Origin of the sequence: Legionella taurinensis (assembly GCF_900452865.1) — a bacterium.
Taxonomy (GTDB): Bacteria; Pseudomonadota; Gammaproteobacteria; order Legionellales; family Legionellaceae; genus Legionella_C; species Legionella_C taurinensis.
In genome coordinates, this window is the sequence record NZ_UGOZ01000001.1 from 2,675,129 (window position 1) to 2,700,927 (window position 25,799).

Sequence of the window (25,799 nt, forward strand, 5' to 3'; positions counted from 1 at the left end):
AACGTTGAGCTTCCATGAAAAAAGTCATCCTCACCGGCGATCGCCCCACCGGCCCCTTGCATCTTGGGCATTACATCGGCTCGCTAGCCAACCGGGTTAAATTGCAGGAATCGTATGAGCAGTTCGTTATGATAGCCGATGTGCAGGCCTTGACGGATAATTTCGAAAACCCGGCCAAAATTATCGAAAACCTTCATGAAGTGGCTTTAGATTACCTGGCAGTGGGTATTGAACCGCAAAAGAGCACCCTTTTCATTCAATCGCAAATCCCTGAGCTGGCCGAACTCACTCAGTATTTTTTAAATCTGGTCACACTGGGCCGTCTGGAAAGAAACCCCACGGTTAAAACTGAAATTCAGCAAAAAGGCTTTGATTCATCCATACCCGCCGGCTTTTTCTGTTATCCCGTCAGCCAGGCAGCAGACATTGCCGCCTTCAAGGCTGAAGCCGTGCCTGTGGGCGATGATCAGGTTCCCATGATTGAGCAAACCAATGAAATTATCAGAAAATTCAATCGCATTTACCAAACGGATTGCCTCAAGGAAACCACCGCTGTTTTAAGCAAAACCTCACGCTTAGTCGGCATAGACGGCCAGGCCAAAGCCAGCAAATCCTTAGGCAACACCATTTTTCTTTCCGACTCGCCAGAGGAAATCAAGCGCAAGGTTTTTTTAATGTTTACTGATCCGAATCATTTAAAAATCAGTGATCCTGGTCAGGTGGAAGGCAATGTGGTTTTTGCCTACCTCGACGCGTTTCACCCGGATACAGAGGAAGTGGCCGCTCTTAAAGCCCATTATCAAAAAGGCGGGTTAGGCGACTCCACGATTAAGACCCTGTTAAACACCACCCTGCAAACCCTGCTCGAGCCCATTCGCGAAAGACGAAGCCGCTTTAATAAAAACGAGGTGATGGACATGCTGATCACAGGTACAGCCGCGGCAAGACAAGTGGCTCAACAGACCATGGAAGAGGTTCGTAACGCCATTGGCCTTAACTATTTCACCCGATAACGTGAGTCGAGCTTAGCGCACGCTCTACAGGATAATTATCAGCGATGGATAGCCCAGATGACAGATTGACAGGATAAAATGACGTGAGCTTTGGTTTAATCCCGCTTTTATCACTATACTCTTCAAAACAATAATACCAAGGACTGCAATGAAAGCACTCGTTTACCAGGGCCCAGGGAAAAAAAAAGTGGTTGAGAGGCCAAAGCCGACTATCACCCATCCGGGCGATGCCATCGTTAAAATCACCAAAACCACCATTTGTGGTACTGATCTCCACATCCTGAAAGGCGATGTACCAACCTGCACGCCCGGTCGCATTATTGGTCATGAAGGCGTGGGCATAGTTGACGAAATCGGCGCTGCGGTGACCCATTTGTGCAAGGGGGATGCGGTGCTTATCTCCTGCATTTCCTCCTGTGGCACATGCCGTAATTGTCGAAAAGGCATGTATTCGCATTGCCTGACCGGCGGCTGGGTACTGGGTCATACCATCGATGGCACCCAGGCGGAATATGTGCGCATACCCCATGCAGACACCAGTCTTTATAAAATCCCTGCCAATTTGGCAGAAGAAGCGCTTGTGATGCTGAGCGATATTTTTCCAACGGGCTTCGAGTGCGGCGTACTCAACGGCAAAATACAGCCAGGACAGACAGTCGCTATCGTCGGTGCTGGCCCCATTGGCCTTGCCACACTGTTGACCGCCAAACTTTATTCCCCAGCCGAAATCATTTTAATCGACATGGATGAGCATCGTCTTGACGTGGCTAAACAATTAGGCGCCACCCACACCCTTAACAGTCAAAGCGATAACATCATTGAAAAAGTGATGGAACTGACGGAAGGGATCGGCGTTGACACGGCGATTGAAGCGGTGGGCATTCCTCAAACCTTTGAGCTTTGCGAAGCGCTGGTCGCCCCTGGCGGAATTATTGCGAATATCGGCGTGCATGGTGTCAAGGCCGATTTGCATCTCGAAACGCTGTGGTCGCATAATATCACCATCACCACCCGCCTGGTGGATACGGTTTCCACGCCCATGCTGTTAAAAGCAGTTCAATCTCAGAAAATTGATCCCTCCCGACTCATCAGCCACCGATTTAAATTTTCAGACGTCATGAAGGCTTACGACGTATTTGGACAGGCAGCGAAGACTGGCGCACTCAAGGTCATTATTGAAATGTAAAACTATTCCGAGCTTCTACCAAGCTCGGAATTTTATGCTATACCTTGAACTAAATATCATTTTGAACCGTGGCATGTATGATAACAAAACCCACTCGAGACGAATTTCTGGAAATGTCCGAATCCGAGGTTTTTGAGCTTGTCTATCCTCGGCAATTGAATTTGTCGGTGCTTTTAAATGGTACCCGACGGTGGTACCTTACCCAGCAATTTGAAAAGCCACCCGAAGCGGAATTGAATCATGCCGAGTTACTGGATTTAATTTTAATCAACATGGCCGACTTGTTTAAATCGATGGCTCATTTGGGGGTGTACCGTATTTTTGCTCCCGCTTATTCCAAAGTACAACCGTTCAGAGATAAACCCGCCCATAAATCATTGCTCAATGGCATCGTCAATTTGCATCGTCATGAAGCCCTGTTAGCGCTCTATCAGCAAATGGAATTTAAAGTGTATTTTCCCGGTGATTTAAGCTTTCTGCCTGAAACGAAAGCGCAGGAGATGAAACAGTTCTCAAAATCCACCCTGAAAAATAAACGCCATGTCCTTTACTACGACCTGAATTACCAGAATAGCTATAATTATCTGTTTAAATTAGCCTATGATTTTAGCCAAATTCATCACCGCCCCCCAACCTGGGAAGACATGGTCGAACTGTATTATGATGATAAAGCCTTGGGTGAATTAAATATTCTCATTTGCAATGGCCGATTCTACGGTAGAACAGGAATCCCTCCCCTAATGGGTAATTTAAGTTCTGAACGGATTTACGCCACGGCCGTTTCCCCTTTATTAATGACGCCAACCGTTCTGAGACGAATTTTATATGATTATCTTTATGTTAATCCACCCCAGGGGGTGCATTATCGTGACATAAGCCAGGATGATTTGCTGCGGCTTAAAGTCTATTACGAGGCGAATAAAGATAAATTATTGGGCCTCACCCAAGAGTATGGGCAATTTATATACCCCCTTGAAGAACTGGTTTTGCCCAACGCATTTTTTAATCCGCGTCAACTCAATTGATCCTTTATCCAGATCATGGTTCTCCTGCTCACGATCAACCGGATAACCTGAGTCGGGCTTAAGCCCGACCAGCCTGAATGGATCGAGTGATTAAGAGGGTTGACGTTTGTAGACACAGCGATCGGTCAGGTTGCCGATGATATTGCCATCTTCAAACCGAGTACTCTCCACAAGGTTAATCAATTGTTCATTTTCCAGAAAAACTTTGACCTTACTGACATTGATCATTTGGTTACCCATGGACATGTGACCTTTTTTATAATACTCAATGACAGTACCCAGAAGCTGCTGACCTGTCTCATTCCAACGAAAATGCATCATCGTTCCTTCAAATTCGAAATTTTTAGACGCAAAATTAGTTAATAACGTTTCCAGTTCAAGCGCCCGGTTATCAAACAGGATTGAAGAGGCATCAGGACTCTGAGTAATACTTAATGCAAGTTCCTCATCGGGTGTAGATTCACAGGTTCCCACCCATTCACCCGAAAAGTCAGCATATTCTTCTATGTTGCTTTTGGTGCCTTGAACATGGGTCTTTGCCGGCTTGCTGATAGTCTTTGGCAGAAAGGGTATCGACGCCGCGTTTGCCGTGATTAAGGTGCAACTTAAACTCAATGCAATCATTTGTTTTTTCATACTATTCTCTCATTTCGTATTAATTAGCAGGGCGGCAAAATTGGGTATCAATACCGACCTTCCTGAACGAGGCTTGAATCACATCCGCATTGACATTCAAATCCCGGGCAGCGTACAACACACCGCAAGAACCCTCGTTAAAATCGGTGGTAGGTGTCCAGTATTTGCTGTTGGCGACGAGCATGACGCGAAAGGCGGTCTTGATGCCGATTTTGTTCGCCATCAGGTAAAAGGCTCTGTTAAACACACCGCTGGCGGTATGAACAATGTACATTTGTCGGTCCATTTCGGGCAAATTTTGTGAATCGATGTAAGCCAATAATTCCGGATAACTGATGGTACAAACGGCATGCATCTTTCTAGCTATCGCTTTATCCAGACAATCGGCGGACTCACCATCCTGAGAAGGCATATCCATATTGCGCAAGGCAGAAACGGGAGCAGGCTGTTTGATGAGGGTTTCACCAATTGCCCAGGTGATTTCATCCGGGGTCAGATTAATTTTGTTATAAAAGGGTGCATTTTTTTCAAGAAGATAGGCACGCGCGGCTTGACCGGCCATGTCGGAGAAGGCTTCATTCAACGCGCCCGACTCATCATGGTATTCCAGATCGGAATGCTGCTGGGTAAAGCCATGGGATATTTCATGGCTGGCAACTTCCAAAGAAACTAAAGGGTAAAACAGGGTATCGCCATCACCAAAAGACATGGTTTCTCCATCCCAGAACGCATTATTATACCCTTTGCCGAAATGAACTCGCATAATCAGTTTCTGTGCCTTCCCCTTTTCATCCTGCAACACAGGAACTCCATACCAATCCTGATAAAAATCCGAAATAACATGGGCAAAAGAATAAGCATCGTTTCCTATTGAATAGGACCCATTGACAGGATCTTCTTCATTCGCGTTGCAACGGTAAGTGACGGGTGTGCGCAGAGTGCCTTCCAAATCATATGCCGATTTAAGATCAACCAATCTGGCCGTTTCATCCTCCATAATGCAATTCTCACCCTCTTGAGTGACATTCAAAGCGGGTAAGCTCTCTTGTCCATACCAGTATTCATGGGTCAGTTCATTGCCGCCAGGGCCAGTGTCTGTATAGGTCTTTAGGTTATTCCATTGATTGATGATCTCTCCCGTTTGCGCATCAATAACAAAAAAAGGCCATCCTGCCTGAGGTCGCGACAGGCTTTTGAACGACACCTGATAGACCAGTTTAAGCACATGATTTTTATCCGCCCGAATTTGCAATTCACTCCGCGGCTCGTGGGTTTTTACCGGCGTTTTCTCGTCAAAATAGGCTTTTTCAGCCAGTTTTATAGCCTGACTGGAACTCAATGAGGGCGTGATGTCGAGATCGATGTTATCGAATAAGTGCCCGTTAACCTGCTCCGGTATCCGGCCAGCAGTCTTACTGATTGTCACCTGAGCGCCAATAACAGGAATGCCTTTATAAAATTGCTGATAACGTGTGATAGCCATTGTATGCTGTTTAGTCTGACTGACAGGCCGCAACTGACTGTCCCTGGCTTGATGCGCTGTTGTTGCAGTAAACGGACTACTCACTGCTAATTGATTCAAACGGTTTAGCGAGGCTTGATGCAGAGGGACATAGGTTGCCGCCCCCAGATTGGAACCTGTTGAAATTAAAGCAAAAAGCAGCATTTGTTTATTCATAAAAACTCAAGGATGTCAAAATTTGCGCATTATGGGATAAATTAACCAATATGTAAACAATTTAATTTATATGGGCAAAATGAATAATTACCTTGAATTTTCCCGTTTAGGCGGGCAAGTTCTGCTTGTTGACGTTTTTGATTTTCAAGGGCAGGATCACGCGCGGCATGCCCGGAATTAAAATCCCTTCATCGTCAATCCAAGTCGGGCACTGTCAGTACAGGCCTCGACGGTATTCGCTAACAGGAAGAGAAACAATAGGGTTATAGTAAACTTACGAAAAGAAAGCAAATGAACGACTCCTGAACCTATCGAGCCCGGTTAAATTAACCTGAAAGGACTTGCCGCAGTGCAAATGCGCTTTTTTTAATCCAAGAATCCTGGCCATCCTATTTAATGATCAATTCAAGGGCCTCAAGATTGGCAATGATCCGGTTATCCAGATCATGTTTTTCCTGCTCACGATCGACCTGGTAGGCAGTCATCCCCACGGCGCTTGCACCGCTTACACAAGGTTGTTCATCATCAAAAAATACACATTCGCCGGGATCAACGGATAATTTTCTGCACAAAGCCAGATAAGCCTCAGGCTCAGGTTTTCTGGTACCGATGACGGACGCACTGATTGCCTCATCAATGTAGGCATCCAGCTTAAACCGTTGCAGCGACTCCTGTAAGCTTGCCAAAGGAAAATTCGATAAGACGCCGACCTTCATGTTTTTTTGTTTACAAAGCGCCAGGGCGGGCAGCGTATCAGGAAAGACCTCAATGAATTCCATGTAATTGAGTTGTTGCAGCGCGGTTTGTCGTTCCGGGTCGAGCGTATAATGCTGTGCCAAAGCCTGCCAGAATTGGTCAAAAAAAAGAATTTCTTCTTCTGGATTTTTGGGAAACCCGTGTGATTTTCCGAGCGCCCCCCATACCCTCATCCCTTCTTCCAGGGTAAATCCAGGCACGTACCTGGCCACCGCGTCGATGCCCTTCTTAAACAGGAAGTAGGTTAAAACACCGTCCCGATCAAAAATCACTGCATTTATTTTTGGCATGATTCAATACCCCAGGGTTAAAATCAAGTATGCTGCTGCGGCCCTTTCCCATAACGATTTAAAGCATACTGTCCCATGCTGCCGGCAATCTCGCCTTCGGCAAAAAACACCTTTCCGAGCACTTCATTCTGTAGCAGCAAGGCTTCCTCTTCATCATGGCTGCGAACCACAATTTCGATATCCGGATTGAGTGCGCGCGCGCAGGCAATCATTTTTCTCACATGCACGGTATCGGACACCACAATCATCAACATGCTGGCTCGGGCAATATGGCCCTGGATAAGCACCGAAGGCTCCGAGGCATCACCGTAAACCGCCGCGATACCCGTTTCGCGAAGTTGAGCGATGATCTCGCGGTTTTCATCCACGACCACAAAAGGAATGTTATGTTCGGTCAACAAATTGGCAATTCGTTTGCCAACACGTCCGTAGCCGACCAGCACCACTTGACCGGCCAGGAACGCTTCCTGGGTCGTCTGCGGCAGTTCCGCCAGCGGATCATTTTCCCGCTCAAACAGCGCAAGCATTTTGGGATGCGATTTAACCCAGTGGTGGACGGGATTAATCAGCCTGAAAATTAACGGATTCAACGCAATCGAGATTAAAGCACCCGCGAGAATGAAATGCCGTCCTTCTTCCGGAAGCATGCCAAACCGTATCCCCAATTCAGCCAGAATAAAGGAAAACTCCCCAATTTGCGCGAGACTCGCTGAAACAATCAAGGCCGAGTGCAGAGGATAACGAAAGGCAAGAACTAAAAAAAACGCAGCGATGGATTTACCGATAATAATGATCCCCACCACCGACAAGACCTGCAACGGCTGTTCAAACAACACCATTGGATTAAACAGCATACCCACAGAAACAAAAAACAACACGGCAAAAGCATCCCGCAAGGGCAGTGATTCTTCGGCCGCTCGATGGCTGTAGGACGATTCCCGGAGAATCATGCCGGCGAAAAAGGCCCCGAGTGCAAAGGAGACGCCAAATAATTGTGCCGCGCCGTAGGCAATGCTGATTGCCGCGGTAATGACGCATAGGGTAAACAGTTCCCGTGAACCAGTCCGGGCCACATGCCAGAGCAGTTTGGGCAACAGCCGCCGTCCTACCACAAACATCAGGATAATAAAACTTAACACTTTAAGCAGCGTCAGACTCAGAACAACCCATAAAGGCTGCTGTTGCACCGCCGCATCATCCCCCAAACCGTGAGAGAGGGAGGGCAGAAGCACCAACACAACTACCATGGCCAAATCTTCAACCAAGAGCCAGCCCACGGCAATGTGACCATTAATCGAATCAAGGGCACCTCGTTCTTCGAGGGCGCGCAGCAAAACCACGGTGCTGGCCACCGAAAGGGACAGGCCGAAAATCAGAGCGCTGCTATAATCCCAGCCCCACCAGACAGCGAGCCCTCCGCCAAGCAGCGTGGCCGCAATCATCTGCACAACCGCCCCGGGAATGGCTATGCTGCGGACCCGTTTTAAATCCTCCAGGGAAAAATGCAGACCCACACCGAACATCAGCAGCATGATGCCGATTTCAGCAAGCTCCTGAGCAATTTTCACATCGGCGAATAACCCCGGAGTAAAGGGTCCGATGATGATGCCGGCTAACAAATAACCCACAATCGCCGAGATTTTAAACCGCACCGCAATAAATCCCATGATGAGTGCCAGGGCAAACCCCAGAGCCACGGTAGTAATCAAGGGAAGCGAATGGTGCATTTAACGTTCCTTATGAATGGAATAACGCCAGAGGCGTCTTTATTTAATGGTAGCCAACAGAACGAGAGAGGGGAAGTCCGCGCACTAAATAGTTATTTTTCAATCGATTTGCTTTATTTTTTGCTATTGTCTATAACTCTTATAATCTAATCCTGGAGCAACGATCTTGGAGATCAAAAACTACATCACGGAATGCCAGGAAAGAGCCAATCTCGCCATTCAAAGCTACTTACCCTGCATCCAATCCTACCCGCCCGCGTTGCACGAAGCCATGGCCTATTCTGTGTTAAATGGGGGAAAGCGCATTCGTGCGGCGTTTGTATACTCCATCGGCGAACTGTTTCACGGAGAAGAGGCCTTATTGGATGGATTGGCCGCCGTCATTGAAATAATCCACGCTTTTTCACTCATCCATGATGATCTGCCCGCGCTGGACAATGATGATTTGCGCCGCGGCAAACCAACCTGCCACAAAGTGTACGGTGAGGCGGTCGCCATTTTGGCTGGGGATGCCCTGCACACACTGGCATTTAACATTCTCGCTAATCTGGCATTTAACTACAAACAGTTAAAACCTGAGAACGGGTTAAAAATGATCGATATTCTAACTCAGGCCATCGGCTCAAGCGGCATGGTGGGCGGTGAAGTACTCGACCTGCAGGCAGTCGATACTCACGTGACCGTTGACGATCTTGAAACCATTTACCGCATGAAAACAGGCTGCCTTATCAGCGCTGCTGTCGTTTTTGGCGCCTTAGCCAGCACCGATGATTCGGATCTTCTTCATTTACTGCAGCAGTTTGGTTTGTTAATCGGAATCGCCTTTCAGATTCATGATGACATCATCGGCATTGAGTCCAGTACAGCGATTCTTGGAAAATGCCAGGGCAATGATTTGAAACGGAACAAGCCCATCTATCCGGTGCTGACAGGCATTAACAAGGCTAAAAAAGCAGAAAAAGCCTTTTATTGCAAAGCCTTGTCCTGCCTGGATCACATGCCTGTTCAGACTGATAAAGTCAGAGGCATTGCCGACTTTATACTGCAGCGCAATTATTAAGGACATTTGCCTATGGATGACACGGATTTTCAAAAAAAAGTACACCATCACTTTCCTGAAGGCCTGACCGGGATGTTTACAGCTGGCTCGACACGAAGCAGTTATATTCTTGAACAGTCACAATCGTCTTCAACCACAGGCGACATTGACAATTTAGCCGACTACTTTAATTACTGCATCGAAAAACTGCACGCGCTTATGACGATGTTTTTTAACCTGGGCGGAAAGTATTTCATCCTGCTGGGAATCATTTTCCCCAAGATTGAAGCACCCAATCGATCGCAGGAATACCAGGATAAAATTTTTGCAGGTTACCGCCGCTTTTTAAATGACGACATGGCCAATTTTTTCATTGACAACAAAATAGACCCCTATTTTTTGAATATAGAATCCTGGCTTCATCCTTATCTGCCTTCGGAAGTTCACGCACTGGCCCATCATTACCTGCAATTTAAAAACACGATTCCGCACCACCCCGATCATCGCAAAGTAATTTTTGATTTGAGCGTTCAACCTCTCTATGCCATCTGGGATATCATGGCAAACCGGGATGACAATAAAGATCTATGGTTTAAAAGCCAGATCAAGGCAATTGAGGCATCGGAACTGGGTTTGGAAATGACTTCTCAGTTTTTATTTGAGCAATGGGTTGAACAAAGCTGTGGGATTAAGATTCCCGCCCCGCATTTTTATTTAGCGAGCAGCTCCAGGGGCACATTAAAATTCGTGACGTCCCTGCCATCCATCCATTCGTTCTCTCATTACATCAAGCTTTTCTTTACGCCATACCCTGTGTTTTGGATGCAACAAGCCACGCTGAAACGAATCATTGAGGAAATCATGTGCCCCAAAACGGCCACAGCAAAAGGAGTGGATTATCGTGGTGCGTATTCAAAAGAACAATTGCAATCCGAATACGAGCGCATTAAAAAATTAGCAGAAGATCCTGAATCGACTCTGGGACTTTCGCGATGCTTTGGTAACCATTGATTTTTGCTGAATAGCGAAATGGCCTATCATGGCCCTCATTGTAAAACCCACACCCTGACAGAACAATATATCACCACACGGTCTATACTTTACCCAGGTATTAGCAAACGAGGTAAGTCATGAAACAGCACAAAACGCCCAAGAAAAAAACTAAAACATTGTCCAAAGAGGACTTAAATCAAGTCTCTGGCGGTAACCGTCAACCCAATTTCGGCACTCAGGTCAGAGAGGGCTTCGAGAGAATGGTTCCCGATGTTGACAGAATCATTGACCATTTCAACAACAAACGCAACCGATAAGCATTGACTCGATTGAAGCTGCAGGGAAACCACGTCCCTGCGGCCATATCTTTTTGTCATAGAAATTGACAAGAACGCCTGGTTTTCGCTAGCATCATGCTTCCCGTAGAGGCTGGTGATTACAACTATTCTCGATCCTTCCCGAGTTGTAACGACAATCCTTCCTTAGGGCGAGGGGTACTTTAAATGGATTTCTTAAGGTATCTCTATGTTCAAAGCCGCTTCAACCCCCACGTTGTCAATCAATCTTGATGAGTATCCCGGAGGCGTGGCCGCCTGGGGAGCCTTACCGGCTGTCTTTGACAGTTACAATCAGGGCTTCGACCGCGGTGTTCACCTGCATGCCCGCCGCACCGATCCCGGCAAAAAACAAATCGACCAATCCTTTGCCGAAGTGGAGGTCTGCTGGGAAGATAAGCGGTTACTCTTGACGGAAGAAAGCGCGGTCCATTTTACCTTAAGTTCAATATTTAATTTCCCAATGCTTAGTCTCGATTGCAACCACTGCGGCCGGGAATTACTGGACACGGGAATGTCGGCGGTGATTCCATCCTTCGATCACTACTGCCGTTACTGTGGCGAGCTTACCCAGAGCGAACAACGCTGCGCCGTCAATCCCATTCTGCGATTTAAGCATTACCTGGGTGATGGTCAGGTCAAACGGCCGGTAGTCATTCCCTCGCGTCAAATCATTCTTGATGCCGATAGTTATCCTGGCGGCTTCCAGATTTGGGGTTCTAATCCCTCCATTCTCTGGACAGCGAAACGGCAGGAAGAAAGCGCCATCCATGTGCATGCCTACGACAAACGGGGTAAGCGCATTGTCGACAACACTTATGGCACCGTGTGGGTGATGGGTCAGTTGCTGGACATTGAGATGGTCCGGGTTCTGCAGATTCAGCAGGCCCTGCCCCCTTTACAAGGCTATTTGAAAAGTTATCATTGCCCTCGGTGCAATCATCCGCATTTCGATCAGGCGCTTTTGGCCGTCATACCGCATCAGGAGCATGCCTGTGACCAATGCCATACCGTCTTTAGCACCCCAAGAGCCATCAGTAATCCTGCGCTGGCGCTGTTAAAACAACTCGCCGCAGCCACCCGGGAGGTCTGCCATGACTAAGGTGTTACAACCCACGATAATAAAAGCCGGCGCCTTGATTCTCGACGCCAATCACCGCGTCCTTGCTGTTCATAAGCGCGGCAAACCACCCATGGAATTGATAGTCCCGGGGGGGAAAATCGAGACGGGAGAGACTGATGAGCAGGCTTTGCGACGCGAGTTGCAGGAAGAATTACAGGTGGAACTGCTCGCTGCCACTCTGTTTGGTCATTTTCAAGCCAAAGCCATTTATGAAGACGCCTTACTGATAATGCGTGTTTATCGGGTTAGCATTCAGGGCATCCCCTCACCCGGACAGGAAATCGATGAATTAGTCTGGCTTGATGCCAATTACCCAACCAGCGGTTATCAATTTGCCTCTATTTTAGGACAACAGATTTTACCTCGACTTTTCCCTGAAACCGCGGATCTCTGAGTCAATATATTGCTCTATAATTAAACCATGTGTTTTTTTAATAAATCCAAATGACCCTTATTTTAGAGCAATTTCTTAAAGGCGGTAAAAATGAGCGTGTTTTGGTCACTGAGGATGCCCCCAAAGGCCGAAAACCGCAAAATTTTGAGGAATATTTACAGGTTTTAAACTTTATTTCCGCCATCCGTGAAGAAGGCAGCCAGAAATCAGCGACCGAATTGGTTAAGCAGTTGGCGGTTAAAATTTTAACCGAATATAAAAAAGAACTTGAACGAACCAGCGCCCAATGGAACCACCCCCGGAATCCGCAACTGTTCGTTATCGCCAAGAAACTTGAAGCCATTGCCTACCTGGTGGGAGACAAACTGGTCGATGATGTTTTTTTTGAGGACAAGGATAAAGCGACTCAGGGTTTTTCTTTCGCCTTGCTGAGGCGGATTCACCGCGAAAAGAAATCCTATGAAGGGGATAACTTTCTGGCTCGGGAACAGGAGGGCCTTAAGTTTGCTCATTTCGATCGCCATAAACTCGCCGTGCAGTTGATGCTGCGGGTTTTATCACCCCGCTACATTAATCAGAGCAATGACCAGGTCTGCGGCGTCAACAGCTTTGTCCATAACATCGCCTTAATGAACCCGCTGGTGTATGTCAAAATGGTGGATCAATTGGTCACCCGCGGTGAATTTGATTTCAGCACCCTGTTTAAACAGCACGGCGACTTCAAGGTTCAAATTACGGAAACCGCTATTTTTGAAAAGGCGGAAGAAACCGGCCATGACGGTATCCAGGATGCTGACCACATCATTTTAAACGGCATTCGCTCCTCACAAAATATTTTACACACTTACCGCAGCGAAGGCCCTGAATTCATCAAGCAGATTTTCGGCGTCAGCATGCCCAATGAATTGAAGCGCTGGATGAAAGCCTCAGGCTACACCAATGTTCATACCCTGTCTTTATCCACAGAGGACTCGTTTGCGCAATTGCAATTGTTGATGGCTGATGGTTGCAGCGTGGCTTTTCTGGGGACCGGCACCCTGGCCCAGATTATTCTTGGGCAAACCAGCGCTGAAGAAGCAGGCAAGCCCGGGGCTCTGGCACAAAAACTTGATGGCCATTTTTTTGTCATTAATCAGATTCAATACGACAAAACAACCCAGGAAGTGCAACTGAAGATCATGACCTGGGGGGAAGAACAAACCGTCACATTACCCTTGAACGTCTGGCAGCAATACCAGGGCCAGGCCACGGCGTTTGTTGGCAAAAATCCTTACATGACGTCGCTTTTTCGCAATAAAATACGTCAATCGGTGAGTGAAGGAGACCAACCTTATTTTACTGCTGAATCCTACTGCCTGTTCATCCACCAGTTACTGTCCAACCCGGAGGCTACGTCTTTATCCAAAGCGCATCGCCAGCAGATTATTGCAACATTGCATAAAGCCTACCGGCATGATCAAGGAAAAACCTGGCTTGAGGCCGCTGTCGAGCTCAGGGATTATATCCAGGCCCTGCCGCCGGAAGAGCAAAAGGGCATGCCGTTGAATGCGGCTATTCTGGACATGGCGCTTTTTACCGAGGTCAGTTCACTGAATGACGCCTTAAACGCCAAAGCCTATTGCTTTTATGTCAACAAACGGCTTGACCATTTTCCCGACACATTGCGGTCAAGAATTTCGATAAGGCTGAATCAGGTGAATGCAGAATCCCCAAGCGATTGGGGAGAAGCGGCCTTAGCCATCCGCGATTTAATCAGGGAAGAAGAGGCCCGTGCTTTCTGTAGGGCGGCCGAGAGGACGCTTGAACCCTTCAAAGACGACATTGAAGCCATTTTAGTCTCCAGTAAAACCTGGGTGGAGGCTGAATTTAACATCCGAGGTTTGTTTTTTCATAACAATAAAGAATACCAAGCCCAACTGCCAGCCAAGGTCAAATACTTAGAGGTTCCAGCCAAGGACATCTTACTCGCTGAGGCTTCGCTTTCTGCCAATGACGAGAAAATCCGCTGGCTTGAGTACCTTCGCGCCCAACACGACCATGTCGAAATAAGACGGCAACTGCTGACCTTGTACATTGCAGAGAAAAAATGGTCCAGAGCCCTGGTGATGTTTGATCATGTGGATAATTCCATGGATAAAGCACTCCTTTGCCATGCCTTAAGAAAGGCGATGCCAGGCGGGCAATCGCTGACATCCACTCAGCCTGCCCCTGAAAAACCCGCTGCGTCCATCGCCTGGCCCTTAGTCGGATTCACCGCGGCCGGTTTGATCGGCGGCGCCTTGACCGGACTTGGCATCGCCGGCGGTTTGGGCAGCGCCCTGGCAACCGCTGCGTTAGCAGGCCCGGTCGGTTGGGCTCTCGTCGGTGTTGCCGCCCTGCTGGCCATCGGTTCCCTTGTTCTGGGTCTGGTCACGCTGAAAGGCAATACCTCTGATCCCTCCCCATCACCGCAATCCGATCCCAGCCTGGATAAACTGGAAGAACTGGCCATGAATGGCGCACCCTGTCAACTGGTAAGCCAGTTGGAGGTTAAACCAGAGGCCATCGGCCAATCCCTGCAGGAAGACGAACTGGGTGCCGGGCAGGACGCGGAAGAGAGCCTTGACCTGGCACAAGCGCTTGCTGAGGATTTTTCCGAGGAGGAAAACCACTCCGGAATGGGTTATGAACAGCAATCGCTTCAGCAATAAAACTTTACTTTAAGTCGAAAAAAATCAAGGTATAATGGTCCTCCCATTGTCCTTATTTTGCATGAAAAAGCGGCAATAACAGGCTGTTGAGCAGGACGTTCAGACCTTGGTTATCCTGTAGTCGCTTGATTCGGCATTCATCACCCTAAAGCAGCAAATCGGCATGACTTTACCGGAACAAATCAAACACCTCCTCCCTCAGGATAAACCCCGGGAAACCATTGTGCTGATTAATCAACTCAGTCAGCAGGAACTTGAAACCCGGGCTCAGGGCAATGACGATTATTTATTTGATTTTGCCGTTCGCCACAGCCGTAATCCCCAGGTACTCCATGCCCTCATTGCCCGCTATGCCAGCCTTGTCGGTAACAAACGCTTAAAGCCATTAACCCTCGATTGCCACTCCTCTTTTTCTAATCACCTTGATGAAGCGTTCATTATGGGGAAGCTGCCCATCCTGCGGCACGGATCATTAACGCAATACAAAAACCTGATGAATCTGCAAAAAACCATTTATTGCCACCGGTTAATGGACGAGATAAAAAAACTGTCGCTTTATGGCGCCAAACTGCTCCTTGAAGTGCTGAAGCCTGCGCAAAAACAGGTGATTGAACAGGCCATTATTCAGTATGAAAAAATGCTTATCGATTACAAGGATTTCAACGCCATACTGAGTGCCAGCGAGCCGCTGGACAGGGCCGCAGAAACCTTTAAAAAAGCAGCGGTTATCCAGAAAATGGCATTTCAATTAGTGAGCCTCACCTATCAGTTCCTTGGCAACGATCAATGCGCCTTAATTAGTTATCAAGACGCCGCCAAAGACATACTCGATTCCCACCCAGCCATTATACGAACCTGTCGAGGCCTCGGAAAAATAATAACGGACATTGGCAACGCCATTGCCTATTACACTGGCCTTGGTCTGCTGGTCTCCTTTTCGCAGGGAAAAGTTCAGGAATTTAAAACCGGCCGCTGGACCTTGTTTGCCGTCAAATCAAAAACCCAGCAGCAACAGGAAATGATCCTCGACCTGCTTGAAACCTTCCCTCCGCTCCTCTGAACATTGGTTTTTAAGATAAACATTTTGTCAATTTATTTGCTTTTATGATAATTTAGAAAAAAACTCAGGGAGAGCCCAGAAATGAAATGCTATGCAATCATCACTCGTTTTGAAGGTGAAAAAGCCACGCTTCACATTCCAACGAACCGAATCATGCTTTCCCTGATGGCAACCCAGATCAAAAAACAGGTGGCGAAGCTTGAGGAAATAGGCGAAGCCTTAGAGCCCGGGAAATATTACTCCCACACCTTGGGCGAGATGAAAATCTACGGATTTAAGCTGGGCGAGAATTATTGGGCCATCGCCTGCGACAGTGAAATCACTCTGGAACAACAACGCACCCTGACCATTAATTTGCTCTTCCATAAATGCGCCCTTCAGGATGTCGCCCAAGATCCCGATCAATTCATCGACAAAGCGCACGATCCCAAAATTAAAAAAGTCCAGAAAGAACTGGATGAAACCCACGCCGTCTTGCTCGAAGCATTCCAAAAAATGGAACTCCGCGGGGAAAAATTAAGCGAGTTAGTGGATAAAACAGAAGGGTTGAGTCAGTTATCTTTCGCCTTTAAGGAAGAGAGCGAACGCTTAAACCGCTGCTGGCCGTCCTGCACGCTCATTTAGGGCCCTGCGTCATGAAAGAAATCATCTTAGCCACCAGCAACCAAGGCAAAATTGCGGAATTATCAGCCATTCTTGCCCCCACGGTCTGTATTCCCCAATCCTCATTAGCCATCAGCGATGCGGAGGAAACCGGACAAAGTTTTGTTGAAAATGCCCTGATCAAAGCCCGGCATGCCAGCCGCGAAAGCGGAAAACCAGCCCTGGCAGATGATTCAGGCCTGGTCGTCCCGGCTCTCGATGGCCGGCCCGGTATTTATTCCTCACGCTTCGCCGGACCGTCGGCAACGGACAAAGACAACATTGACCTGCTGCTGCACCAGCTAAAAGACGTTCCTGAGGCTAAACGGCAGGCTTTTTTTTACTGTGCCATCGTGATGGTGCGCCATGCCAACGATCCCATGCCCCTCATTGCCTGCGGTCAACTGAAAGGACAAATCAGCCGCACCTTAAGCGGTGACCAAGGATTTGGTTATGATCCTGTGTTTTATCTGCCGGAAAGGCAATGCACAATGGCGCAATTGCCTGCTAGAATTAAAAACACCATCAGTCATCGCGCCGAGGCGCTGCAACGGCTGCAACAACAACTTAATCCGTCATGATTACAACCAGCATCCAACCCTTTAAGGCATTAGCCACTGAGGACATTTACGACATTCTCGCCCTGCGTAATCAGGTCTTCATTATTGAGCAGCAGTGTGTTTACCTGGATGCAGATTACCAGGATCAATCCGCCCTGCATGTGCAACTGCGGGATAATAAGACCTTGGCCGCGTATGCCCGTCTGCTCCCCTACGATAAAAACACCATGAGTTTTGGCCGTGTGATTGTGGCGCCCGCATACCGTGGTCAGGGCCTTGCCAGGCATATGATGACCTTGATATTAAATCACCTGCAGGAACATTACCCTCACCAGGACATCGCCATTACCGCCCAGCATTATCTGCAGACCTTCTATGAGCAGTATGGTTTTGTCGCCAGGGACACCCCCTTTGATCTGGATGGCATCCTGCACGTTTTCATGGTCAAAACCCCATGACCCGCATTGACGAATTGTTTGCCGAAGCGCAACGGCTGCAGGACCAGGAAAAACTGCCGCAGGCCATGACGCTTTACGAGCAAATCCTGACGCAGAATCCAAACCATGAACCCAGTCTATGCCGCCTGGCTTTCGTCTGCATCCAGCTTGGCGACCACAACACCGCCATTCACTACCTGCAGCGGGCATTGGCTCTGGACGCCGATGATCCGGGCCTGCACAACAATCTGGCGAACGCCTACCGTAAAAACCATCAACTGGACTTAGCCATTCATCATTATAAGCAGGCTATCGCGCTGAAGCCGGACTATGCTCAGGCTTACAGCAACCTGGCTGCGGTATTTGCCATGAACAATGATTACAGGAACGCGTTGGAATACTACCGCCGCGCGATTCATGCCCAACCGGATTTCACTGCGGCACACTATAATCTCGGCCTGCTTCTTCTCAGAAATAATCAATTGAACGCTGCACGTATTCAATTCAATAACGTACTCGCTTTAAACCCTGACCATCTTGAAGCGTACTTTTACCTCGGCGTCTTGAGCCTTGAAGCCAATCAGCTGGATGAGGCAGAAAAGGCGTTTCAGCATGTGATCATGCACGACAACACTCATGTGCAGGCATTAACCAACCTGGGGGTCATTGCCTTAAAACGGGACCGCGGTCAATTGGCGGTTGATTTTTTTACCAAAGCCCTGACGCTGGACAACAATCACCTGGATGCGCGCAATAATCTAGCCGCGACGTTCATGCACCATGACCGGTTTGAAAACGCGTTGATGCATTATGACGTTCTGCTGAAGCAAATGCCCGATCACATTGAATACCTGTACAATTCCGGTGTGGCGCAGATGGCGCTGGGGCACTTGAATGAAGCCATTCATCAGTTCGAACACCTGCTGTCACTTGAGCCTCAGCACTTTGCCGCACTCAATAACTTAGCGGCGGTGTTTATCCGCCTCGAGGACAAGCCCAAAGCCATTGAACTTCTTCATCGCGCATTGGCCGCCAATCCAGAGGATGCAGCCAGCCGGCACATGCTCAACGCCCTGCAGGGGAACACAGCCACCGCCGGCACCTGTACTTCTTATGCAGCCAATCTTTTTAATAACTACGCGCTGTATTATGACAAACACATGCGCGAGCAATTAAAATACACCCTTCCCCTGCACATCGAATCCCTGTGCAGGGAATATGATCTTGACCATTTCGCTAACGCGCTGGATTTAGGCTGCGGTACCGGCCTCACCGGCGAAATCCTGCGACCTCTCACCCGCCGTCTGACCGGCGTGGACATCGCTGCCAAAATGGTCGTCATTGCCCGAGAAAAAGGGATTTATGATGAACTGATTGACGCAGACATCCACGTTTTTCTAAGCGGCACCAGCCAACGCTATGACTTAATTACCGCGGCGGATGTCCTTCCCTATTTCGGCGATCTGCACCCCCTTTTTTCCGCGGTGCGCGAGCATTTAATGCCTGAGGGTTATTTTATTTTCAGCATCGAAATCAGCGACGCCATTCCCTGGCAATTGCAGGAAAGCGCCCGTTTCTGTCATCATGCGGATTACATTGAAAGCCTTTGCCGGGAGCTGGCGCTTAAACTCATTGATAGCCAACGCGTCATTGCCCGCCAACAAAACAACACCGGCTTGCCTGTGTTATTATTTCTGACTCAGGCCGCTTAAGCTTATACTCAGGGAGCTTCTGTTTTGCACGCATCAGTCGATTTAAATTACAATAAAAACACGCTGGCTTATTATCAATCCGCCAAAGAATTGCTGCTTCCTGCCGAACTGGTCGAAGACATCGAAGGCGTCGCCGTTCAGTTAGGCAAAAGGACCTATTATTTTCGCGGCGGAGAAACCCCGTTTAACAGCAGCTGCAGCGCCAACATTGCCAGCAATAAGTATTGTGCCAATAAAATTCTTGAACGGGCCGGCATCCCGGTTCCTAAAGCCACGGCCATCCATGTCGACGATTTTTATAATGGCTTTCTTGAACAGGTCATTGCCGATTTGAAATTCCCTCTGGTGGTTAAACCCTCGAAAGAAGGCCGTCTTGGACGGGACGTGGTGTGCAATATCCAGAACATTGAACAACTAAAAGCCTTCATGGACGATATTTTTCCCGCCTATGAATTTTTAAGCATTGAAGAATTTCATGGTAATTTAAATTCCTACCGTGTGTTGATGTTCAGGCAACGCATACTGGGGGTGGTACGCCGCTATGCTGCCCATGTTATCGGTGACGGCGAACACACCATCAGGGAGTTGGTTGAACTTGCCAATGCCGATCGCGCGCGCGTAAGCGACACCTTGAAGCCTATCCAGATTGACGGTGAATGCCTGATCAGGCTCAAGGAACTGGGGCTTACAATCAATGACATCCCACAACGGAACGAGCGTGTGGATTTATGTTACACCTGCAATGCCACCCGCGGCGGCACGTATGAAACCATTAAAACCCGCGTGTGCCGGGAAAACCGCCGTTTATTAAAAAAAGCGGCGGCCACCTTAAACCTGGCTGTCGTGGGGCTTGACATTGAATGCGTGGATTTAACCATCCCGATTGAAGAGTCCGGCGGCGTCATTATTGAAGCCAATCCGGCGCCCAGTGTTCGTATTCATGAGACACCGCAAAAGGGCAAAGCCCGTCAGGTCACCAAAATCATTACCCGCTCATTGATCTACCGCCACCCCTTTTCTTACCTGAATGTGCTATATAAACATAATCGAACAGCGTTTTATGTAAGAAGTTTAATATTACTCCCCATTTTGTATTTTCTTTACCGGCAACTGGTTTAACCTAGCGGAGAGCGGGATGGCATATCATGATGAACCAATTAAAAATTTTAGACGTCTCGTTACGAGACGGGGGACACAGAACCAATTTTCATTTTTCTTCGGATGATTTAAAAGCCATACTGACCCCTCTGGATCATTCGGGCATTGAATACATCGAGGTAGGTTATCGCAATGGCTCGCTGCATCCTATTCCCGACATTGGCGACGCCGGATTATGCCCAAAAGCTTACCTTCAGTTATGCCGCAACTGCATTCAACATGCCGACATGGCAGTCATGGTTCACCCCGAGAATGTCGGCCGCGATGATTTCATTGAAATGAAAGCCCTGGGCGTTAAATTGATTCGGATCTGCGTTATCCGCGGCGGCATCAAAGCGGCCTGTGAAACCCTGGATCTGGTCAGGGAAATCGGACTTCGCGTCTCGGTTAATTTCATTCATACCTCGCAATACCTGGAGAGCGACCTGGATGAGGTCGTGGCTGAAGCAGCAACCCACCACCCCGACATGATTTATTTCGCAGACTCCAACGGCAGTCTGATGCCTTCCCGGGTCAGCCGGATTTATGAACGGTACATCCCGCGTTACCCTGTCGCTTTTGGCTATCATGCCCATGATAATCTCGGCCTGGCGCAGGCCAATACCTTAGCCGCCATAGACGCCGGCGTTGAATACGTGGATGCTTCGCTTGCCGGTATGGGGAAAGGCATAGGCAATCTCAAAACCGAATTTTTTGCCGCTTATCTTCATGCCAACCACATTAAAAAATACAACCTCGATGATCTGCTCACTGCAGCCAATTATACCCGTCAGGCCTTACACATTGGTCAGGAAGCCATTGAAATGGATGAATTTATTCGCGGAATCTCCGATCTTTCAACCGCACAGGTCAAGCAACATTCCGTTAAGTAAGCTTATCTTATATACTGCGCGACAACGCATTTAACCGGGGTGGACCCATGGCTCAAAAACGCCTTTTCATTCTGGCACCCGTCATGCCGCAATCCGCCGATATCACCGGCATGGCGGAGTCGCTCTCCTTTTTGGCGCCCCATTACCAGCTTGACTGGCATGATCCTTTGGCCGAAATGGACATCACGCTGCCCAATGACGTCTATTATCACCATTGGCAGGAAAAACTCCTTGGCCTCCTGCCGCACTACGCGGGTTTTATCGGCTTTTCATTTGGCGGGGTTATTCTGCAGCAATGCCTCCCTCTGCTGGTCAAAAAACAGCTGATACTCTTCTCCACCCCCACGTTTGCCGATACCCCCCTGACTGAAAAGCTCTCCCGGGTTATTGATTTGTGCCGTCAGCACCAACTTATTGCGGCTCTTGAAAACTTGTACCGTGACGTTTATTTTCCCAATTCGTTGCCAGTGACCGAGTGGGACATTAGGGACGCAGCGCAAGCAGAACATCGCCTGATGACGGGTTTAACCAAAGTACTGACGACAGATTCAACTAAACTAATAACAACGAGCAAGGCAAATTACCTGCATTTTATTGGCGGCCAATCGCATCTGGTTAATCGCCGGAATGTGTTGGCTCCCCCACACGGGCAATTGATTATTGTTCCGGGTGCAAGCATGCGAGTGTTGCAGGATAATCTTCCTTTTTGCAAAAAAATAATCCTGGAGAAACTGGATTATGACGCTGAATGATGTCATTAAAATTGCCGTATTGCCTGGCGATGGCATAGGAGACGAGGTCACCGAAGCGGCCCTGCCGATCTTTAAGGCATTGAATTTACCGGTGGCTATCCACCGCGGCGACATCGGCTGGGCCTGCTGGCAGGAGCAGGGCAACCCCCTTCCAGAGAAAACCTGGCAATTGATTCGTCATTGCGACGCCACCTTGATTGGCGCCATCACCAGCAAACCGGTACGTGAAGCCTTACGCGAACTGTCCCCTAAACTGCAAAAGAATCACCTTGAATACGTCTCTCCTTTGATTCAATTAAGGCAAAAACTGGATTTATTCGCCAATGTACGGCCCTGTTTTAATTTGGTTGACAGTGAGCGGCCATTCCGTTTCTGCATCATTCGGGAAAATACCGAAGGCCTTTATGCAGGCTTTGATTTTCACCCCCCGCCAGAACCCATCAGTCAACTGATACGCCAGCAAAAACACTGGCAGCATACATCTCCCCAGGATTTGAGCGTCAGTCTCCGCCTGCAAAGCCGGCAGGGATTGCAGCGCCTGTTTGAATTTGCCTTTCAATATGCAAAAGAGAATCAATTCACCCGCGTAACCTTTGCCGACAAGCCGAATGTTCTTCGCCAAAGCAGCGCGTTTGCGCGGGATATTTTTGAAGCCATCGCCGCACGCTATCCCGCCATCAATGCCGACATCACCAACATTGACGCCACAGCGCTCTGGCTGGTCAGACGGCCTGAAGAATTTGGCGTCATTGTCGCTGAAAACATGTTTGGCGATATTCTTTCTGACGTAGGCGCCGCGGTCATGGGCGGCCTTGGTTTTGCCCCCAGCGCCAACATCGGTCATAAAGGCTGTTATTTTGAACCCGTGCACGGCAGCGGCCCGCGCATCGCAAGCCATCGAGCCAATCCCAGCGCCATGTTTCTGACCATTGGTTTATTGTTAACGCATTTTGGTTACAGCAGTGAAGCTGAACGCATCACCCGAGCCATCGCCGCAGTCATTAAGGATGGGCGTTACCTGACCTATGATTTAGGCGGCAAAAGCACCACAGAAGAAATGGCGCAGGTGATTATTGAACAGGTCATCCACCCTGACTTGCCAACACCGCTTTTTTTAAAACAGGGGGTTGACGCAAACCAGTTGACGCTGGACTTGCAACTTCAACAGCTCAAGCAGTACAGCACCGCTGAAATTGCGGATGCCCTGGATGCCTGCGGTGTAGACGGGGCGCTGCTGCACATTAAACCCTTAGCCAGCGGCATCAAACTGGCTGGCCCGGCTTATACCGTTCAATACAGTCCCTATCAACGCGTTGGACAGGGATTCAAACAAGCCGCGAATTACATTGATAACGTACCGGCCAATGCGGTCATTGTCATCGATAATCAGGGGCGGATTGATTGCACCGTCTGGGGCGACATTCTCACCCAGGCAGCATTGGTCAAAGGAATAGCCGGTACCGTTGTCAACGGGGCTGTGCGGGATGTGGCCAAAATCCTTCAAAGCGATTACCCGCTATTCTCTGTCGAGCGTTTCATGCGTTCAGGCAAAAACCGCGTGCAGAAGTCCGGTGAGCAATGCCCTGTCAGCATCAACGGCGTCACCATCCATCCCGGCGATATTCTATTTGGTGATGACAACGGCGTGTTAGCGATTCCGGCTGAGTTATTGGGCGAGGTTCTGACCAAAGCGCAGGCCATCTGTGAAACTGAAAATAAAATCATCGATGCGGTCAAAAAAGGGCAGCGTCTTGACCAGGCCAGGGCGGACTATCGTTATGATCAGCCCTGGTTAAATCCCACGGACAAAGGATAAGCCAATGCTTCCTGCTGAACTGGATTTCATTGATATTCATTACCATGCCAATCCCGATCTGTACGAACGGAAAGTGGATGCCTTGACCGCCGGCCGCATTTACCAATCCTTGCGGGGCGCCGTCGTTTTAACCAGCCATCTGGGCGCCACCAGCGTGGAAGCCACGCTTGCGCAAAAGCAAGGCTTGCCTGTTTTTCCATCCCTCATCCTCAATCACATCAGCGGCGGCATTCATTACCGGGCGGTGTTGCAGGCATTGGCTCAGTATCAGCCGACTTTCCCCGGAAAGATGATTGTCCATTTTCCTACCATTACCGGGCGACATTACCGTTCTCGCTTGGCAAGGCAGTTAAGTAAACCTCGGCTTCATGCGGAGACCCTGCAAGGAGAGACCCTTTTCAACGATGCCTTGCAGTTGCGTCCTGAGGTGATTGACATTCTCAAAATGGCTAAGGATTATCCGATTGTTTTATCCACGGGCCATGCGTCAAAAGACGAAGTGTACGCGTTAATCGATGCCTGTGTGCAGCACGATGTACCGGCGCTGCTGCTCAATCAACCGGCCAATCCCTTAACGCATCTGCAGGCACCGGAGCTTGCCAGCTTATCCGACCTGCAATGGCTCTGGATAGAGCAGACCTTGTTAACCTACTTGTTGTATTATCAGGATAAGGAAGATTTTGCCGATGTCGTACAAACCCTGCCGCGGATCATTTACAGCTCCGATTTGGGACAAAGCAGTCAAATCGATATCCACACCTGGCATGAGTACACCAACACCCTGTTTCATGAATTAGCCCTCCCTGCTTCCCGCCAGACGGAATTACGAAAAACGAACCCCTTGCATTTATTGGGTATTATTTAATTTTTCTAAACATTCAATTCCTATACTGCGGCTTTTGAGCAACAGCCGTATTTAGTACCCACTCGGCCGCTGACCTGCTGAATGTCAACAGCAGTTACCGAATGCCCCTTCCTCCTGATCAAGGCACTATGAGAAAGGGGCAGCCATCAGGCAGCCGCTTAATCCTTAAAAATCTCTTCCAGGAATAAGGCGGTCGTTTGCCAGGAACGCCGATCAGCCGACGCGTTGTAAATCAATCCGGATTCTTTTTCATGCGCGTCTGGATTACTGAAGGAGTGCGCCGTCAGCCCGTACATGTGCACTTGCCAATCCACACGCTTGCGCGTCATTTCATCCGCAAATTGCCTGACCTGTTCTGGCGGCACCAGAGGATCATCGTAACCATGCAGAACCAGCACTTTGGCGGATATCGCTGCCTCGCTGCCTGGGGGTTCTGAGAGCAAACCATGAAAACTGACTACCCCGCGAAGCTCGACACCCGTTCTTGCCAAATCGAGCACGCAAAGTCCTCCAAAGCAATACCCGATGGCGGCAATGCGGCTGGCGTCCGCCTGGGGTAAATTGCACACGGTGCTATACGCAGCAAGAATACGCTGTGCCAGATGCTCACGATGTTGGACCAGGGGCGTCATTAGGGCCCGCCGTTGGTCGTTATCAAGACCCAGACGAGCCTCCCCGTACATGTCCAGGGCAAACCCCACATAACCCATGCCTGCCAGTTGCCTTGCTTTTTCGCAGGGAGCCGCCCCCCGCCCCCGCCAGTCAGGCGCAATCATCACCACCGGTTTGGGTTCAGTTTCCCCGTCCCTGACCGCAAGATACCCCCGACAGAGGGTGTCCTCATCCATGTAATCAATTTCAATGCAATGAATCACGTTTTCTTCCTTTATCCATCATCACGGATACCATAAAGCAGACCTGCATGACATTCAAGAGCGAACCGCCCCCTCCTTTACAGTTTACAGGCGTTATTTTACTTTTTTGTAAAGCTGCGATGAATGCCTTGCTGCTATAGTTAAAGTAAGAAACAGAATGTCAGA

Annotated in this window: 24 protein-coding genes; 19 read left to right on the plus strand and 5 right to left on the minus strand. The window is 48.8% G+C overall.

Annotated elements, in window-relative coordinates:
* Positions 1–14: 14 nt before the first annotated feature.
* From trpS to DYE45_RS12205, 3 genes are all read left to right on the plus strand, one after another.
* Positions 15–1,013 (plus strand): tryptophan--tRNA ligase, encoded by a 999-nt coding sequence (gene trpS, locus DYE45_RS12195; RefSeq protein ID WP_108294191.1) that lies wholly within the window; start codon positions 15–17, stop codon positions 1,011–1,013.
* A gap of 148 nt (positions 1,014–1,161) precedes the next feature.
* Complete coding sequence (locus DYE45_RS12200) at positions 1,162–2,199, plus strand: zinc-dependent alcohol dehydrogenase family protein (protein ID WP_115300964.1); 1,038 nt, start codon at positions 1,162–1,164, stop codon at positions 2,197–2,199.
* 113 nt (positions 2,200–2,312) lie between these two features.
* Positions 2,313–3,224, plus strand: coding sequence for a hypothetical protein (locus DYE45_RS12205; protein ID WP_108294195.1), 912 nt, complete (start codon positions 2,313–2,315; stop codon positions 3,222–3,224).
* 90 nt (positions 3,225–3,314) lie between these two features.
* Here DYE45_RS12205 and DYE45_RS12210 read toward each other — a convergent pair whose 3' ends face one another.
* The 4 genes from DYE45_RS12210 to DYE45_RS12225 form a co-directional block, all read right to left on the minus strand.
* Complete coding sequence (locus DYE45_RS12210) at positions 3,315–3,860, minus strand: hypothetical protein (protein ID WP_108294197.1); 546 nt, start codon at positions 3,858–3,860, stop codon at positions 3,315–3,317.
* A 19-nt stretch (positions 3,861–3,879) separates the two neighbouring features.
* Positions 3,880–5,538, minus strand: coding sequence for a M4 family metallopeptidase (locus DYE45_RS12215; RefSeq protein ID WP_108294199.1), 1,659 nt, complete (start codon positions 5,536–5,538; stop codon positions 3,880–3,882).
* Between the two features lie 389 nt (positions 5,539–5,927).
* Positions 5,928–6,584 carry an HAD family hydrolase gene (locus DYE45_RS12220; protein WP_108294201.1) on the minus strand — a complete coding sequence of 219 codons (657 nt, stop codon included), beginning with the start codon at positions 6,582–6,584 and terminating at the stop codon, positions 5,928–5,930.
* Between the two features lie 23 nt (positions 6,585–6,607).
* Positions 6,608–8,311: a cation:proton antiporter domain-containing protein gene (locus DYE45_RS12225; RefSeq protein WP_108294203.1), complete on the minus strand. Its 1,704-nt coding sequence runs from the start codon at positions 8,309–8,311 to the stop codon at positions 6,608–6,610.
* 166 nt (positions 8,312–8,477) lie between these two features.
* On the opposite strand from DYE45_RS12225, the gene DYE45_RS12230 reads away from it, so the two are divergent.
* The 16 genes from DYE45_RS12230 to DYE45_RS12305 all read left to right on the plus strand — a co-directional run bounded on the left by DYE45_RS12230 (position 8,478) and on the right by DYE45_RS12305 (position 24,759).
* Positions 8,478–9,371 (plus strand): polyprenyl synthetase family protein, encoded by an 894-nt coding sequence (locus DYE45_RS12230; RefSeq protein WP_108294205.1) that lies wholly within the window; start codon positions 8,478–8,480, stop codon positions 9,369–9,371.
* Between the two features lie 12 nt (positions 9,372–9,383).
* Entirely contained in the window at positions 9,384–10,361 is a 978-nt protein-coding gene (locus tag DYE45_RS12235; RefSeq protein ID WP_108294207.1) for a hypothetical protein, read from the plus strand.
* Positions 10,362–10,480: 119 nt separating this feature from the next.
* Positions 10,481–10,660, plus strand: coding sequence for a bacteriocin (locus tag DYE45_RS12240; protein WP_108294209.1), 180 nt, complete (start codon positions 10,481–10,483; stop codon positions 10,658–10,660).
* A gap of 208 nt (positions 10,661–10,868) precedes the next feature.
* On the plus strand, positions 10,869–11,780 hold the full coding sequence (locus DYE45_RS12245) for a hypothetical protein (protein WP_108294211.1): 912 nt from the start codon (positions 10,869–10,871) through the stop codon (positions 11,778–11,780).
* A complete protein-coding gene (locus DYE45_RS12250) occupies positions 11,773–12,195 on the plus strand; it encodes an NUDIX hydrolase (protein WP_108294213.1) in 423 nt (140 codons plus the stop codon). Before DYE45_RS12245 ends, DYE45_RS12250 begins: the two co-directional genes overlap by 8 nt.
* A gap of 50 nt (positions 12,196–12,245) precedes the next feature.
* Positions 12,246–14,885: a phage holin family protein gene (locus DYE45_RS12255; protein ID WP_115300965.1), complete on the plus strand. Its 2,640-nt coding sequence runs from the start codon at positions 12,246–12,248 to the stop codon at positions 14,883–14,885.
* Positions 14,886–15,048: 163 nt separating this feature from the next.
* Positions 15,049–15,945, plus strand: coding sequence for a hypothetical protein (locus DYE45_RS12260; protein ID WP_108294217.1), 897 nt, complete (start codon positions 15,049–15,051; stop codon positions 15,943–15,945).
* An 81-nt stretch (positions 15,946–16,026) separates the two neighbouring features.
* Positions 16,027–16,569 (plus strand): synaptobrevin family protein, encoded by a 543-nt coding sequence (locus DYE45_RS12265; RefSeq protein ID WP_108294219.1) that lies wholly within the window; start codon positions 16,027–16,029, stop codon positions 16,567–16,569.
* A gap of 11 nt (positions 16,570–16,580) precedes the next feature.
* Positions 16,581–17,168, plus strand: coding sequence for an RdgB/HAM1 family non-canonical purine NTP pyrophosphatase (gene rdgB, locus DYE45_RS12270; RefSeq protein ID WP_108294221.1), 588 nt, complete (start codon positions 16,581–16,583; stop codon positions 17,166–17,168).
* The gene (locus DYE45_RS12275; protein ID WP_108294223.1) at positions 17,165–17,605 is read left to right on the plus strand and encodes a GNAT family N-acetyltransferase; all 441 of its coding nucleotides are present in this window, start codon (positions 17,165–17,167) and stop codon (positions 17,603–17,605) included. The genes rdgB and DYE45_RS12275 overlap by 4 nt, the downstream gene beginning before the upstream one ends.
* A complete protein-coding gene (locus DYE45_RS12280) occupies positions 17,602–19,296 on the plus strand; it encodes a tetratricopeptide repeat protein (protein ID WP_108294225.1) in 1,695 nt (564 codons plus the stop codon). Before DYE45_RS12275 ends, DYE45_RS12280 begins: the two co-directional genes overlap by 4 nt.
* Positions 19,297–19,320: 24 nt before the next feature.
* Positions 19,321–20,415 carry a UDP-N-acetylmuramyl peptide synthase gene (locus DYE45_RS12285; protein WP_242602726.1) on the plus strand — a complete coding sequence of 365 codons (1,095 nt, stop codon included), beginning with the start codon at positions 19,321–19,323 and terminating at the stop codon, positions 20,413–20,415.
* A gap of 29 nt (positions 20,416–20,444) precedes the next feature.
* Positions 20,445–21,326, plus strand: coding sequence for a hydroxymethylglutaryl-CoA lyase-like TIM-barrel protein (locus DYE45_RS12290; protein ID WP_108294227.1), 882 nt, complete (start codon positions 20,445–20,447; stop codon positions 21,324–21,326).
* Positions 21,327–21,373: 47 nt separating this feature from the next.
* Positions 21,374–22,078, plus strand: a complete 705-nt coding sequence (locus tag DYE45_RS12295; RefSeq protein ID WP_108294229.1) for a hypothetical protein — start codon at positions 21,374–21,376, stop codon at positions 22,076–22,078.
* Entirely contained in the window at positions 22,065–23,894 is a 1,830-nt protein-coding gene (locus tag DYE45_RS12300; RefSeq protein WP_108294231.1) for an isocitrate/isopropylmalate family dehydrogenase, read from the plus strand. The genes DYE45_RS12295 and DYE45_RS12300 overlap by 14 nt, the downstream gene beginning before the upstream one ends.
* A 4-nt stretch (positions 23,895–23,898) precedes the next feature.
* A complete protein-coding gene (locus tag DYE45_RS12305) occupies positions 23,899–24,759 on the plus strand; it encodes a DUF6282 family protein (RefSeq protein WP_108294233.1) in 861 nt (286 codons plus the stop codon).
* A gap of 158 nt (positions 24,760–24,917) precedes the next feature.
* Here DYE45_RS12305 and DYE45_RS12310 read toward each other — a convergent pair whose 3' ends face one another.
* A complete protein-coding gene (locus DYE45_RS12310) occupies positions 24,918–25,607 on the minus strand; it encodes a dienelactone hydrolase family protein (RefSeq protein WP_115301081.1) in 690 nt (229 codons plus the stop codon).
* Positions 25,608–25,799: the final 192 nt, after the last annotated feature.

Bases quoted from the DNA above. Each gene is read 5' to 3' on its own strand.
- trpS (WP_108294191.1), top strand. From the start codon at position 15: ATGAAAAAAGTCATCCTCACCGGCGATCGCCCCACCGGCCCCTTGCAT.
- DYE45_RS12200 (WP_115300964.1), top strand. From the start codon at position 1,162: ATGAAAGCACTCGTTTACCAGGGCCCAGGGAAAAAAAAAGTGGTTGAG.
- DYE45_RS12205 (WP_108294195.1), top strand. From the start codon at position 2,313: ATGTCCGAATCCGAGGTTTTTGAGCTTGTCTATCCTCGGCAATTGAAT.
- DYE45_RS12210 (WP_108294197.1), bottom strand. From the start codon at position 3,860: ATGAAAAAACAAATGATTGCATTGAGTTTAAGTTGCACCTTAATCACG.
- DYE45_RS12215 (WP_108294199.1), bottom strand. From the start codon at position 5,538: ATGAATAAACAAATGCTGCTTTTTGCTTTAATTTCAACAGGTTCCAAT.
- DYE45_RS12220 (WP_108294201.1), bottom strand. From the start codon at position 6,584: ATGCCAAAAATAAATGCAGTGATTTTTGATCGGGACGGTGTTTTAACC.
- DYE45_RS12225 (WP_108294203.1), bottom strand. From the start codon at position 8,311: ATGCACCATTCGCTTCCCTTGATTACTACCGTGGCTCTGGGGTTTGCC.
- DYE45_RS12235 (WP_108294207.1), top strand. From the start codon at position 9,384: ATGGATGACACGGATTTTCAAAAAAAAGTACACCATCACTTTCCTGAA.
- DYE45_RS12240 (WP_108294209.1), top strand. From the start codon at position 10,481: ATGAAACAGCACAAAACGCCCAAGAAAAAAACTAAAACATTGTCCAAA.
- DYE45_RS12245 (WP_108294211.1), top strand. From the start codon at position 10,869: ATGTTCAAAGCCGCTTCAACCCCCACGTTGTCAATCAATCTTGATGAG.
- DYE45_RS12250 (WP_108294213.1), top strand. From the start codon at position 11,773: ATGACTAAGGTGTTACAACCCACGATAATAAAAGCCGGCGCCTTGATT.
- DYE45_RS12255 (WP_115300965.1), top strand. From the start codon at position 12,246: ATGACCCTTATTTTAGAGCAATTTCTTAAAGGCGGTAAAAATGAGCGT.
- DYE45_RS12260 (WP_108294217.1), top strand. From the start codon at position 15,049: ATGACTTTACCGGAACAAATCAAACACCTCCTCCCTCAGGATAAACCC.
- DYE45_RS12265 (WP_108294219.1), top strand. From the start codon at position 16,027: ATGAAATGCTATGCAATCATCACTCGTTTTGAAGGTGAAAAAGCCACG.
- rdgB (WP_108294221.1), top strand. From the start codon at position 16,581: ATGAAAGAAATCATCTTAGCCACCAGCAACCAAGGCAAAATTGCGGAA.
- DYE45_RS12275 (WP_108294223.1), top strand. From the start codon at position 17,165: ATGATTACAACCAGCATCCAACCCTTTAAGGCATTAGCCACTGAGGAC.
- DYE45_RS12280 (WP_108294225.1), top strand. From the start codon at position 17,602: ATGACCCGCATTGACGAATTGTTTGCCGAAGCGCAACGGCTGCAGGAC.
- DYE45_RS12290 (WP_108294227.1), top strand. From the start codon at position 20,445: ATGAACCAATTAAAAATTTTAGACGTCTCGTTACGAGACGGGGGACAC.
- DYE45_RS12295 (WP_108294229.1), top strand. From the start codon at position 21,374: ATGGCTCAAAAACGCCTTTTCATTCTGGCACCCGTCATGCCGCAATCC.
- DYE45_RS12300 (WP_108294231.1), top strand. From the start codon at position 22,065: ATGACGCTGAATGATGTCATTAAAATTGCCGTATTGCCTGGCGATGGC.
- DYE45_RS12305 (WP_108294233.1), top strand. From the start codon at position 23,899: ATGCTTCCTGCTGAACTGGATTTCATTGATATTCATTACCATGCCAAT.
- DYE45_RS12310 (WP_115301081.1), bottom strand. From the start codon at position 25,607: ATGGATGAGGACACCCTCTGTCGGGGGTATCTTGCGGTCAGGGACGGG.